Raw genomic sequence first — 12,439 nt, 5'->3', positions numbered from 1 at the left:
TAAGACAGGTGCTACAAATACACTTAACTATAAAATCACGTAATTAGCAAGTAAGATTACAGTTTTCTGCATACTTAAGAAATTAAAAAGGCGAATGAAGTATAACTTCATTCACCAAAGACTATATTTAAACTGCTTTTTAGGCATCAAATAAACACAAGTTAAAAGCTTGTTAAAGCTACTAAATGTTTGCTTGCTGGCGTTGATATAGTGACCAATACAAACCTTTTTGTTGCAATAACTCTGAGTGAGTACCACGTTCGGCAATCACACCTTGTTCTAATACCAAAATCAAATCGGCGCGTTTGAGAGGGGCAAAGCGGTGAGCAATCAGAAACACAGTACGGTTAGCGGAAACTTTTTGCAGGTTTTGTAGTACTTGTTGTTCGGTTTCACTATCCAAAGCGCTGGTAGCTTCATCCAAAACTAAAATCGGCGCTTGGGAAAGAAATAACCTTGCGAGGGCAATACGTTGTCTTTGTCCGCCAGATAAAGCTGTACCGCGTTCACCCACATTGGTTTCGTAACCGTAGGGTAATTGACTGATGAAGTCGTGTGCTACTGCTAGTCTTGCCGCCTCTACCACTTGTTCTGCGGTAATGTCGGGAGTACCGAGAGTGATATTTTCCAAAATAGAACCGTTGAATAAAAAGTCTTCTTGGAGAACTACACTAACTTGTTGCCGCAGTGAGGCTAAATCAGCACTTTTTATATCAAAACCATCAATGAGGATGCGTCCTGATTCAATTTGATAGAGGCGTTGCAATAGCTTAGACAAGGTACTTTTACCAGAACCGCTACGTCCGACAATACCGACAAATTGCCCTGGTTCGGCATTGAAAGATATTCCCCGCAGAATTGCTTCAAAGTTCGGCCGGTAGCGGAAAAATACTTGCTCGAAGGTGACTTGTCCTTTCAGAGGTGGTAAAACTAGACCAGTTCCTAGTTCAGCTTCTGGGGAGACGTTGAGAATATCACCAATGCGATCTACAGAAAGTAGCACTTGTTGGAGGGTTTGCCATAACTGTACTAAGCGCAAAAGTGGGCCCGTGACTCTGCCAGATAGCATTTGAAAGGCAACTAGTTGTCCAATTGTGAGCTTTTGTTCGATAACTAATTTGGCTCCAAACCAGAGAATCAGCATGGTGGAAAAATTAGTGAGGAAGTCACCAATGTTGCTGCTGATATTGGAGGTGGTAGAGGCTTTAAAACCTGTGCGGATGAAGCGAGCAAATAAGCCCTCCCAGCGATCGCGGGCTACTGGTTCTGCTGCATGGGCTTTAACGGAATGAATCCCCGTGATTGTCTCTACTAAAAAGGATTGACTATCGGCACTCCGGTTAAAAGTTTCGTTGAGCCAGTTACGCAGAATTGGTGTTGCAACTATCGTCAAAGTCGCAAACAGTGGCAGTACTGCTAAAGCCACAAAGGTGAGTGGGACGTTGTAGTAAAACATCAATGCTAGGTACACCACAGCAAAGATGCTATCTAGAATCACAGTTAATGCTGTACCTGTGAGGAACTGACGAATTTGTTCGAGTTCCTGGACTCGTGCTACTGTGTCTCCGACGCGCCGCGACTCAAAATAAGCCAAAGGCAGGCGCATCAGATGGCGAAATAGCTGTGCTGATAAACTTAAATCCAGACGACGGGCTGTATGGGTAAAGATGAATAGGCGCAGAATGCCAAGTACGGACTCAAATATGGCTACACAAAGAAGTGCGATCGCCATGACATCAAGAGTCGGCAAACTCCCCTGCACCATCACTTTATCAATAACTACTTGCGTAATTAGTGGTGTTGTTAACCCCAAAAGCTGCAAGGTAAAAGATGCTAATAATACTTCTGTTAGTAATCCCTTATACTTCCAAACTGCTGGGGTGAACCAACTGAGGTTAAATGTTTCTTGTTTAGATATGAGTTCTACTTGCCACAATTGTCCATCCCACGATGCCTCAACTATGGATTGCGGTAAGCTTTCACAAATGCGATCGGGATTTAGAGGGTTAGCGATAATTAAGCGATCGCCCTTAACTCCATAAGCTACCACCCAGGATGGACTCTGGGGTGAGTCAGAATTCCACAACAGTAAAGCTGGAAATGACAGTTGTCGCAACTCACCCCAACTCACTTGTAACCGCCGCAACACTAACCCTAACTTTTCTCCTGCTTCCACAACCTGTTTTGGGCGTTGTCCTCTGAGTTGACGTTGCACCCATTCCAGTTGCACAGAGTTTTCTAGCTGTTGCGCCACCATTGTTAAACAAGCAGCAGCAGTGTTCCAGCTAGCAACAAATGGATAATTTGAGATGATTAAATTCGCGGCTGGGAGTCGTTTTTGGGGCTGGAGGCTATGAGGGCTGGAAGTCCCATCTGAAAATGATGTTACTGAAGGATTGGAAGAGAAGGAAAATGTCTCTCTTTCTTCCTCCATATCCACTGGTAAGACTTGCCAAAATTCCTGAATTTGTGGGTTAGAAAATTCTGTCCACAGGGCTGTATCCCAACACACTACTATTACTTCTTTGCTAGCAGCTACAGCTTTAAAATCCGCAGACAACTTTTGTAAATCACCAAACCAATCCCCCACTTCTAGGGCTGCCAAAGGTTTGCCAACTCCCTCTTCTCGTAAGCGAACTTTTCCAGCCACAATTAAGAATTGGTAACGACCGACATCGTTAGACCAAATTTTTTCTCCCAAACGATACTGACGAGTTTGACACTCATTTTCCAATTGGGATTGTTGTTCGGGAGTCAGCCAGCATAGCGGCGGCTGATTCCAAGGCAAAGAAGCTAGCACTTTTAACCGTAAAGATTCATTATCCAGAATTTTTAACTCACTTGTAGCTTGACTGTCAGTTTTTGAATTTTCTCTGCTAGCCATTTCTCAAATAACTCATTTTGTAGTGCTTGCTTGAGTTGAGTATCTTCTAAAGACGCTGGCAGAAATTGTTCTACTCGAAACAAACCATAAGGTCCTTCTCCTTGGGGAGAGTCTTTGCCAACGATTTCTATTGGTCCTATTAATTGTCCAGGACTTGCCACATCAATAGCTGCTCGTAATATATCCGGCATACTTCCTCGGCTGACTATTCCCATCATGCCGTTCACAATTCGGTCATCTGAAAGTGAATACTCTTTAGCTAGTTGCTCAAAACTACCTCCTTCTTCAATTTGGGTTTGTAGTTCGTCTGCCAATTCTCGATTATTAACAACTATCCGAGAAAGTACCACCCGATCCAAAAAGATTTTGCGTTCAATAAAATATTCTTGGATTTTTGCTTCCGTGACTACAGCTTTCAGCTTTTCTAACTTGTAACCAAAAGTAACTGATGTATGGAATGCAGCGTAATCTGTGTTATTGCTCTTTAACCATTCTTGAAAACTTTTAGGGTCAGTTAGTTGATTTTTCAGTCTAAAGTCAATAATGGACTGTTCGGTTATCGCTGTACCAATTTCAATATCGTCTCGTGTTCGGATTTCTTCCTCAATTACGTGCTGACGGAGAATATCTCCAATGAACTGCCCCAATTTTCCAGAGGCTTGTAGGTACTTTACAGCTTCCTCAATAGAAATTATTTGGTCATTAATTGTCAAAAATGATAAAGATTCCATGAATTAATTATGTGAAAATGGTTAAACACTTATAGGACTTTTAAATTAAATCATCATATAGAGATCATCTGGTCGTTGATAAATAAAAATGATAAAGATTCCATGAACTAATTACATCTAAATGGTCAAAAAATTATATAGCTACTCAATACAATAATTTTCCATGATTATGTTTACAGTCTAGCGAGGACAAAACAGGATTGAAAATTTCAGAGGTAGTGCAGTAGTAAAGCAGATTGCTTATTTTCTGCCACTGACCCTCAAGAGTATTGGGTATTAGGTATTGAGTGCTGTTAGCAGTAGCGGGGCGTTTAGACCGGTTCTTAGTGCTGAGTTGAGAATCTCACTTCTTTACTCAGAACTCGGAGAAGAAGAACCGTTTTACCCAATTCCCAATGCCCAATGCCCAATGCCCAATGCTCAATCTACTTAATGATATTTACCCATGTCCAGGAAAGTAGCACAGCCGCGATCGCACCGATTAATGTATTAAAAATATTTACTACCTCATTGGTCAGCCAGGTATACTTAGATTGCAGTGTTGCCCCAATCACACTTTCTAAGTTAGTGGCAATAAATGCTGCCAGTATACACCAAGCGACTCCTAATAGATCGATTAAACCAACTCCCCAACCAACAAATGCGATCGCTACAGAAGCCACAATACCAGCTAAAGTCCCCTCCAAGCTGACCGCTCCTTCTGTACCGCGAGGCACCGGTTTGAGTGTGGTAATTAGAAAGGTGCTTTTACCATACGCTTTACCAACTTCACTTGCAGTAGTGTCAGCCAGTTTGGTACTGAAACTCGCTACATAGCCTAGTAATAATAGAGACTGGAGACTTGTACTGAGCGTTGCCGAAGTATTGGGAACTAAAGATTGGGAACTAGGTACGAGAAATCCCGAATTTATTATCCCTACTCCCAAGGCACACAGCGCCCCGGTCAAAGCTGAACCCCAGACATTCTCCGGGCCCCTTGCCCCAGAACGCTTTTCGGCAATTCCTTCAGCCTCTTTCTGCGCCATACCGATGCGGGTAACACCAGAACCAACCAGAAAATAAAACATTACTACTGTATATCCTTGCCAGCCTAGAGTTACCCAAATTAGGATGGCCAGAAACCACGCATGAAATGATCCAGCAGGCGTAAGTAGCTTTTTCGGGGCAATCCAAGCTAAACCCAATAGAATTGTGTTTAATACTACTGCCACCAACCAGGGATTAACAGAATCAATTAAGGATGACATCAGCAATTAATCATGAGTAATTTTGTCTTAACATGAACAGAATAACGAATTTGTCATGCTTAGTGCTTAGTTCCTGAAACCTCTCTAGTTAAAGTAATATGTTTGTATTGTTAACTAAATTGCATCCCATCACCCTCAAAGCTGAGTGTAAAACTACAAACAACGTTTTACATATAGACTGCAATATTTATTAAAGGAGGTGGATTAAACAAAATGCAAAAATTTTGTTTAGTTGAGTGGACTCTTCTAGTAACTGATACAAAGCACTTTATTATGGTGCATTAAGTTTTCAACACACCATCTATCATAAAGTTGTCAGCTTGGAAATCTCCGTTACTGAGTGTCTGCCCAGGCAAACATAAATGAGTATACCTGCACAAGAGAAAGGAGTCACCTAAAGAATTAAGTGTAAATTATATAAATATAGGGCGAAGTCTTTAGCCACAAGTTGCAGTGACTGAATGGTACTCAGTTCCTAGTTTTAGTTATAAAGATCAAGGATATAAATTATTGTCAGCTAAAACTGTGTTCAAGTTGACGACAATCAAAACTTAACAGAATAAATTGTAGATAGCATCAACTACTAACATATTTCCCCGAAGCTATGAGCCAAACTTTATTCCATCTTGCTTTCCCTGTGACTGATATTGCCCAAACAAAAGCATATTACGTGGATGGATTGGGCTGTATTCCTGGTCGTGAAAACCATCACGCGCTGATTCTAAATCTCTATGGTCATCAACTAGTGGCTCACGTAACCAAAGAACCCTTGATACCGCAACACAGTATATATCCCAGACACTTTGGACTAATTTTTACTCAAGAACGTGACTGGCAAGACTTACTAGAAAGGGCACAACAACAACAGCTACTTTTTCGTGAAGAAACCAAAAATCGCTTTGTCGGTTCTCCTCTTGAACATCGCACTTTCTTTTTAGAAGATCCTTTTTATAACCTTATGGAATTCAAGTATTATCGTCACCCAGAGGCAATTTTTGGGAGTTACGAACATACGCAAATTGGGGATAGAACTTAAGTAATTCGTAATTCGTAATTCGTAATTCGTAATTAAAGATGAATAGATTCAGGGTGGTAAGTAAGTATCTTGGCTACTAACTGGATGCTTTTTTGAGAAAGGGCAGCTTAATAGGCTTTGTTAAAGCTGCTTTTACTGCTGCTAAACTCCTTGGGTCTGTTAGCATCCAAGGGTGTAGGGGAACTGGTACTATTACTTCGCTTCCTACGGGCATTTGTGAACTATTCGCTGGGACAATCATCAAATCATAAGGTGTCCAGATCGAAGTAAAATCTAATTGCTCCAATATTACAGCATCAGAATTTAAATCCTTGAGAAAAATGCTGTCAGGGCGCATTTGTACACAACCAGGACGCTGGGAACCATAAGCAACAACAGTTCCATGATGAGGTGAAGAGATCGTAATAAATCTCTGAATGCGGTTAATTCCTCCCAGTCGCTGGATATAGTAACGGCTGACAATTCCTCCCATGCTAAAGCCTATTAAATCTAGCCCTTGTTCTGGTGCAAAGGTGTCTGTAACATAATCAGCTACCTGTTTTGCCAATTCATCAAGACCCACATCACCATTATTAGGAACCAGATCCAAAGAATATACAGACCACCCCTGTAATCCTAAGTAACCTGCCATTTTATGAAAAACCGCCCCCTTATCGTCAATGCCGTGTACCAATAGCACAGGATTGCGCTGCTGATTTTCAGTATTCATCTCTCAAATCTGGCTGAATGAAGTCTGTACAAAATGTAACTGAATGCTGTTGCTATCTGCGAACAATCTATGACACTCCTCCCACTGGTTAAAAGTAAACCGCTTGCTTTTTTCCAATCAATAATTTTCAAACGAAGAAGTGTTAATTTTTATAAAGCTTGCTTTCAGAATCTTGCTCTTAGTTACAGTAAAATTTAATAATTAGTTCTCGGTGTATAAAGGTCGCAAGTGCTTGCATAAAGAACATTTGCCCTATAGTTTTACTACAATGTTGATTAAGCACAAATCTATAAGGGTTGTCAGCAGAACGAGTTGACACCAAAGCAGAAAATGTTACATTTTTTCGTAATTTTTAACAATTACGGTCGAGTTCCAAATATAAAAGGCAGGAGTAATTGTAATGGATTTTATCAAAAAGTTAATTTCAGGGATTCTCGGTTTCGTGACTGGGATTCTTGGTTTCGTGACTGGGTTGTTACCCAGTAAAAAACAAAGCAATGGTTACTTCTTAGAACTGGACGAAGCAACCAGTCAATCGAAACCAGCAGCATCAAACGGTAAGGCTGCGACACCAGCAATATCTCCGGCTGCAAAAAGCCCTGAACCTCAGACTGCTAAAGCAACCACAACTGCGACAAAGACCAAAGTAGAAGCATCTCAGAATGGTAAAGCTGTCAAAGCTGAACCCGCTAAAGCAGCTGCCACCGCTAGCCCAAAAACACCTGCTGAAACCACCTTTGCACCAAAATATCTTGCTCCTTCGACTACTAGCTCTAATGGTCGTCGTCGTCCAGGTGCGAATATGAGTGCTTACCTAGACATGGCACGTCAGGTTAAAACGCCTAACACGTCTAACAATTGATAGAGATGCGAAATTGCCCGTATCTACAAGTTAAATCTGAATCCGCAAGGTTAAAATAGCTTTGCCAGTTGTAGATGGAGGAACTCTCCCAATTAGGAGCGATCGCTTAATTTTCTCCACTACAACTTCATCTTTTAAGGTAGAGGCTTTTTCATTCAAAACTACTCTTCCTGAGATTCTGGCATTTTGCCGGATTTTACCAATTGTTTGGTTTTGTAGGTTGATGATAAATGTTTTTAACTGGATTTTTGTTGATCCCCAAAATTTAAAAACCTGGCGATTATAAATCAATACGGTTCAAAGCGCTACTTGTACAAAATCGTGGGTTTTGAGACGCGATAAATCGCCGTATCTACAAGTATTTTGGTCTTATCTGAACTGTATTGTCTTATCTGAACTGTATTGGATTATAAATGGCCAGGTCTACAATTTAAACTAAAATTCAGCACTTAGTGGTGTACGCGGAAAAGGAATCACATCGCGGATATTTCCCATACCTGTCATAAATTGCACGAGTCGTTCAAAACCTAGTCCAAAACCAGCGTGGGGAACAGTACCATAACGACGTAAATCAAGATACCACCACAAATCTTCTGGCTTTAATCCTTGTGCTAACACGCGGCGCTCTAAAACTTCTAGGCGTTCTTCACGCTGTGAACCACCTACGATCTCGCCAATTTTGGGTGCGAGAATATCCATTGCGCGGACGGTTTTTTCATCGTCGTTCAAGCGCATATAAAATGCTTTGATTTGCGCTGGATAATCTGTAACAATTACTGGCTTTTTAAACTGTTGTTCAGCTAGGTAGCGTTCGTGTTCTGATTGTAAATCTAAACCCCAACTCACAGGATATTCAAATTTAACATCAGCTTTTTCTAAAACTTTGATGGCTTCTGTATAAGTTAAGCGCTCAAACTGATTATTAATAATATTTTCGGCTGTCGCCAATACAGACTTATCAATGCGTTCATTGAAAAATTCCATATCTTCTGGGCAAGTTTCCAACACATATTTAAAAATGTGTTTCAGAAACGCCTCAGCTAAATCCATATCGCCTTCTAAGTCACAGAAAGCCATTTCCGGCTCAACCATCCAAAATTCTGCTAGGTGGCGGGAGGTGTTGGAATTTTCTGCACGGAAGGTAGGGCCAAAGGTGTAGACGTTACTAAACGCCATTGCCATGACTTCCGCTTCCAACTGGCCGCTAACTGTTAAATATGTGGGTTTCGCAAAAAAGTCTTGGCTGTAATCTACTGCTTGGTTTTCTGTGCGGGGGATATTCTTTAAATCTAAACTGGTAACGCTAAATAGTTCACCCGCGCCTTCACAATCGCTAGCGGTGATAATGGGGGTGTGTACCCATAAAAACCCTCTTTGTTGGAAGAATTGGTGAATTGCTGCTGAACAAGCATTTCTGACGCGGAAAACTGCACCAAAAGAATTAGTCCGCGATCGCAAATGTCCAATGGTTCGCAGAAACTCAAAGGAATGACGTTTCTTTTGCAGGGGATATGTATCGGGATCAGCTTCACCGTAAACTTTCACAGACTCGGCTTTCAACTCAATTCGTTGTCCTTTACCAAGAGAAGCCACCAGTACCCCTGTAGCCTCAACAGCAGCACCTGTATTCAGTTTTTTCAATATAGCTTCGTAATCTGGCAAATCCTGATTAATGACGACTTGCAAATTAGCTAGTGATGAGCCGTCATTGACTTCAATAAAAGCAAACCCTTTGGACTCGCGCTTCGTCCGCACCCAGCCTTGAACTAGGAGAGACTCATCAGGTTGGCCACTTCGCAATATTTCTGCAATCCGTCGATTTACCATATTTACCCAGCATAAGACTTTAATATCCAGCCTATGATAACGCCCATTCCACCAAAGCGGACGACTTGCCAGAAAGGTTTTTTGAGGCTACGCCAAGAAAATAACTGGCTTTCTAAGTTTAGTTCTAGCCTTTCTAACTGCTGTTGGATGTGCCGTAACTCTGCTTTGATTTCTGGTGTCTGAGATTTATTATGCTTTAGTTGATCCCAGCGCTGTTGCCATTGTGCCTGTTGTTGGCGATCACGTTGCACTTGATCGTAACGCTCTTTTAAGGATAGGAGCGATCGCTCTACTTCCTCTAATTCTTGTTCAAAATCTGGTTCTTGATTTTCTGCTGACGACTGTGATTGTTTTGGCGGCTTCATTTACAAGTAGTAAAGTAGAAGTAAATGCAAATGTGCCAATAGTTATGTCCCAATCTACCCAGCTGCCGAAAACCAGTCAACTGAATGAACTTAGTACTCTGGAACTAGCTCAAGCTCTCATGGAAAGACTGAGTATTTCCCCTAACGATTGGCATCGCCTCAAGTCTAACCGCAATTCCCGCGCTAATGAACAAGTGGCAGCAGCAATTGTGTATCTTTTAAAGAATCAGCCACAAGAAGCTCAAGCTAGATTAGAACAGGCAATTGGTTGGTTAGATCGCTCCATTTCCGCGCCTCCCTGTCCAACTCACGGGAAGTAGGGAATTGGGAATGGGGAATAGGGAATAGGGAATAGTTAGTAAAAAACAATCAATTAATAACTTTCCCCACTCCCTTTTTATCGTCGCAGAGATAGTCCACGGCGAGTTTCCATTTGTTTACAAAGCCTTAATTCTGTGCCTTTGCGGTTCCACTCTACCTGATCAAAAATTTGGTGCAAAAGACATAAACCACGACCACTTTCTGATTCATCTGGTGGTAAATAGTCTGTTGGCTCTTCTTCAATAGCAGATGAAGGAGTAAAGCCACTACCCTGGTCTGATATGATCCACCAATATTGATTATCAATTAAGGAAAAACGGACTACAACTGTTTTACTTGGGTCAAGATTATTGCCATGTTTAGCTGCATTTACTAGAGCTTCTTGAAGTCCTAGACGCAGTTCTGCTTGTAATTTTGCTGGAATTTCTGCCAACAGTAAATCTAAGATTGGACAAAGGTAGAGGGTTGAGGCAAAACTAATAGTACCCCAATAACGTGCAACTGGACGGAGTGAAATTGTAATCACAAGAGAAACCCCATAGCTTTCAGTTAGCTAGACATCAGTTTGCTATTACAGGCACCCTGATAAAACTTGAGGTGGTCATGCTGCCTTCAAACTTGCGTCTTTAAAACTAAATTTTGAAAATGCTAGGGAGCATTAGCCCTATAGTATGAGTTGAGATTGTTTGGATATATAACGGCTGCAATAGTTTTGATAATGATGTTAGCAACTTAAAAAGATGCTAGTAATTTGACCGAGTATTGGGATACTCTAGTTAATTGCCGATTTGTCATTTACACAATCCAATTCATATTTATAAGAACCTATGCAACTTGAATTTATTTAAACGAAAAGGAATTTTTATTTTCAGCTTAATTCAATTTTAGCATCTTTAGTATGCACTAGACTAAAATTTTCAAATTTCAGTTTTTGTAAAGGAATTACTATCCTTGTGCAAATCTGATAGCACAAGAAATGCGGCAGCTTCAACATGAGCAGTTTGAGGAAAAAAATCAGCAGGTTGTACTCGTGTGATGGTATATTGCCCATCTTCACAAAGCAATTTCAGGTCACGGGCGAGGGTAGATACCTTACAGCTGACGTAAACTATCCGAGATGGTTTCAGTTGCCGTAAACTGTCAATGACAGCGCGATCGCACCCCTTACGTGGCGGATCGAGTATTACTACTTCTGGTATTGTGCCCATTTTGGGAAGCAATTTCTCTACTGCCCCAACTTGGAATGTCACATTATCAATTCCGTTGCGGTGGGCATTCAAAATAGCTTGTTCTACTGCTGCTGGTTGCACTTCTAATCCTGTAGCAATCCGTACTTTTTTGGCGAGGGGTAAAGTTAAAGTCCCAATACCACAATAGGCATCAACTAGCAACTCATGCCCTTGAAGATTGAGTTCTGATTGAATTATCTGCAATAGTGCCTCTGCTGTTTCTGTATACACTTGGAAAAATGTATCTGGGCGTACTTGAAATTCCAGTCCAGCAAAGTTTTCACGCAGGTGGGGGACTCCAGCAATGCAACGAGTTTCTGATCCGAATATAGCATTTGTGCGATCGCCATTGCGATTGAGCGACACTCCCACTAACTGCGGATAACGCTTTAACCATTCCTGTGCTTGGGTTTCAATTCCTGATAAATTCCAGTCTTTCACCACCAAAGTCAACAACATTTCTCCAGTGTGTCGGCCAATGCGTAAACCCAGATGGCGAATTTTTCCCCGATGGCGCTGTTCGTCATAAATTTGCCAACCTTGTCGTTGAATATCTTGCTTAACTTCGGCAAGTAAGGGATTTAATCGCGCATCTTGAACTGGACATTGATTTAAATTAATTAATTGGTGACTACCTTTTTGGTAGTAACCAGCTTGTACCTGTCCTGTTGCCGATATGCCCAAAGGATATGTAGATTTATTACGATAGCCTAAAGCAGAAGGGGCGGCGAGTACCGGATTTACCGGTGGTTGGACAAAACCACCAATGCGTTCTAAAGCTTGGATAACTTGATTTTGCTTGGCTACTAGCTGGTAGTCATAATTAACATGCTGCCACTGGCAACCACCGCATTTATCCGCCACAATACAATTGGGTCGGATACGGTGGGGAGATGGCTCTAATAGCTCCTGGAGCTTCCCGTGGGCGTATTTTGGTTTCACATGAACCAAGCGGATAATGGCGCGATCGCCCGGTACAGTATCTGGGACAAACACTACACGCTCATCAGCGCGTCCCACCCCATCACCTGTATCACTCAGGTTAGCGATCGTCACTTCAATTAATTCACCCTGTTGCCAAATTATTTTAGTCATTTGTCATTTGTCATTTGTTATTGGGCATGGGGCATTGGGCAAAACAGTTCAGAGTGCTGTTAGCGGATAGCTAAGGTTTAGCCCATGAAGAGTTAGGAGTTACGAATTCTCCCCCTGCTCCCCCTGCTCCCCT

At 41.7% G+C, this 12,439-nt stretch carries 12 protein-coding genes; 3 read left to right on the top strand and 9 right to left on the bottom strand.

What is annotated here, in order from left to right; translation table 11 throughout:
- Nucleotides 1–181 precede the first annotated feature (181 nt).
- From GNF10_RS01975 to GNF10_RS01965, 3 genes are all read right to left on the bottom strand, one after another.
- Nucleotides 182–2,884: a type I secretion system permease/ATPase gene (locus GNF10_RS01975; protein WP_185581211.1), complete on the bottom strand. Its 2,703-nt coding sequence runs from the start codon at nucleotides 2,882–2,884 to the stop codon at nucleotides 182–184.
- Nucleotides 2,833–3,615 (bottom strand): peptidylprolyl isomerase, encoded by a 783-nt coding sequence (locus tag GNF10_RS01970; protein ID WP_185581210.1) that lies wholly within the window; start codon nucleotides 3,613–3,615, stop codon nucleotides 2,833–2,835. Before GNF10_RS01970 ends, GNF10_RS01975 begins: the two co-directional genes overlap by 52 nt.
- A 425-nt stretch (nucleotides 3,616–4,040) precedes the next feature.
- Complete coding sequence (locus GNF10_RS01965; RefSeq protein ID WP_185584997.1) at nucleotides 4,041–4,862, bottom strand: TIGR00297 family protein; 822 nt, start codon at nucleotides 4,860–4,862, stop codon at nucleotides 4,041–4,043.
- A gap of 604 nt (nucleotides 4,863–5,466) precedes the next feature.
- Between GNF10_RS01965 and GNF10_RS01960 the strand changes: the two genes are divergently transcribed.
- Nucleotides 5,467–5,898, top strand: coding sequence for a VOC family protein (locus GNF10_RS01960; RefSeq protein WP_185584998.1), 432 nt, complete (start codon nucleotides 5,467–5,469; stop codon nucleotides 5,896–5,898).
- A 76-nt stretch (nucleotides 5,899–5,974) separates the two neighbouring features.
- On the opposite strand, the gene GNF10_RS01955 is transcribed toward GNF10_RS01960, so the two are convergent.
- On the bottom strand, nucleotides 5,975–6,607 hold the full coding sequence (locus tag GNF10_RS01955; protein WP_185584999.1) for a triacylglycerol lipase: 633 nt from the start codon (nucleotides 6,605–6,607) through the stop codon (nucleotides 5,975–5,977).
- A 400-nt stretch (nucleotides 6,608–7,007) separates the two neighbouring features.
- On the opposite strand from GNF10_RS01955, the gene GNF10_RS01950 reads away from it, so the two are divergent.
- Nucleotides 7,008–7,469, top strand: coding sequence for a hypothetical protein (locus GNF10_RS01950; protein ID WP_185585000.1), 462 nt, complete (start codon nucleotides 7,008–7,010; stop codon nucleotides 7,467–7,469).
- Between the two features lie 30 nt (nucleotides 7,470–7,499).
- Here GNF10_RS01950 and GNF10_RS38270 read toward each other — a convergent pair whose 3' ends face one another.
- The 3 genes from GNF10_RS38270 to GNF10_RS01940 form a co-directional block, all read right to left on the bottom strand.
- Nucleotides 7,500–7,628, bottom strand: a complete 129-nt coding sequence (locus tag GNF10_RS38270; RefSeq protein ID WP_260445956.1) for a hypothetical protein — start codon at nucleotides 7,626–7,628, stop codon at nucleotides 7,500–7,502.
- Between the two features lie 276 nt (nucleotides 7,629–7,904).
- On the bottom strand, nucleotides 7,905–9,296 hold the full coding sequence (gene asnS / locus GNF10_RS01945; RefSeq protein WP_185585001.1) for an asparagine--tRNA ligase: 1,392 nt from the start codon (nucleotides 9,294–9,296) through the stop codon (nucleotides 7,905–7,907).
- A gap of 2 nt (nucleotides 9,297–9,298) precedes the next feature.
- Complete coding sequence (locus GNF10_RS01940; RefSeq protein WP_185585002.1) at nucleotides 9,299–9,661, bottom strand: hypothetical protein; 363 nt, start codon at nucleotides 9,659–9,661, stop codon at nucleotides 9,299–9,301.
- 44 nt (nucleotides 9,662–9,705) lie between these two features.
- Between GNF10_RS01940 and GNF10_RS01935 the strand changes: the two genes are divergently transcribed.
- The gene (locus GNF10_RS01935; RefSeq protein ID WP_041565907.1) at nucleotides 9,706–9,981 is read left to right on the top strand and encodes a DUF6439 family protein; all 276 of its coding nucleotides are present in this window, start codon (nucleotides 9,706–9,708) and stop codon (nucleotides 9,979–9,981) included.
- A gap of 77 nt (nucleotides 9,982–10,058) precedes the next feature.
- On the opposite strand, the gene GNF10_RS01930 is transcribed toward GNF10_RS01935, so the two are convergent.
- Nucleotides 10,059–10,508: an anti-sigma regulatory factor gene (locus GNF10_RS01930; RefSeq protein ID WP_114084571.1), complete on the bottom strand. Its 450-nt coding sequence runs from the start codon at nucleotides 10,506–10,508 to the stop codon at nucleotides 10,059–10,061.
- Between the two features lie 391 nt (nucleotides 10,509–10,899).
- Nucleotides 10,900–12,306: a 23S rRNA (uracil(1939)-C(5))-methyltransferase RlmD gene (gene rlmD / locus GNF10_RS01925; RefSeq protein WP_185585003.1), complete on the bottom strand. Its 1,407-nt coding sequence runs from the start codon at nucleotides 12,304–12,306 to the stop codon at nucleotides 10,900–10,902.
- Nucleotides 12,307–12,439 lie beyond the last annotated feature (133 nt).

This window comes from Nostoc sp. UCD121 (genome assembly GCF_014222285.1).
In the GTDB taxonomy this organism is placed as follows: domain Bacteria; phylum Cyanobacteriota; class Cyanobacteriia; order Cyanobacteriales; family Nostocaceae; genus Nostoc.
This window is presented reverse-complemented; position numbering and strand designations above follow the sequence as displayed.

Bases quoted from the DNA above. Each gene is read 5' to 3' on its own strand.
- GNF10_RS01975 (WP_185581211.1), bottom strand. From the start codon at position 2,884: ATGGCTAGCAGAGAAAATTCAAAAACTGACAGTCAAGCTACAAGTGAG.
- GNF10_RS01970 (WP_185581210.1), bottom strand. From the start codon at position 3,615: ATGGAATCTTTATCATTTTTGACAATTAATGACCAAATAATTTCTATT.
- GNF10_RS01965 (WP_185584997.1), bottom strand. From the start codon at position 4,862: ATGTCATCCTTAATTGATTCTGTTAATCCCTGGTTGGTGGCAGTAGTA.
- GNF10_RS01960 (WP_185584998.1), top strand. From the start codon at position 5,467: ATGAGCCAAACTTTATTCCATCTTGCTTTCCCTGTGACTGATATTGCC.
- GNF10_RS01955 (WP_185584999.1), bottom strand. From the start codon at position 6,607: ATGAATACTGAAAATCAGCAGCGCAATCCTGTGCTATTGGTACACGGC.
- GNF10_RS01950 (WP_185585000.1), top strand. From the start codon at position 7,008: ATGGATTTTATCAAAAAGTTAATTTCAGGGATTCTCGGTTTCGTGACT.
- asnS (WP_185585001.1), bottom strand. From the start codon at position 9,296: ATGGTAAATCGACGGATTGCAGAAATATTGCGAAGTGGCCAACCTGAT.
- GNF10_RS01940 (WP_185585002.1), bottom strand. From the start codon at position 9,661: ATGAAGCCGCCAAAACAATCACAGTCGTCAGCAGAAAATCAAGAACCA.
- GNF10_RS01935 (WP_041565907.1), top strand. From the start codon at position 9,706: ATGTCCCAATCTACCCAGCTGCCGAAAACCAGTCAACTGAATGAACTT.
- rlmD (WP_185585003.1), bottom strand. From the start codon at position 12,306: ATGACTAAAATAATTTGGCAACAGGGTGAATTAATTGAAGTGACGATC.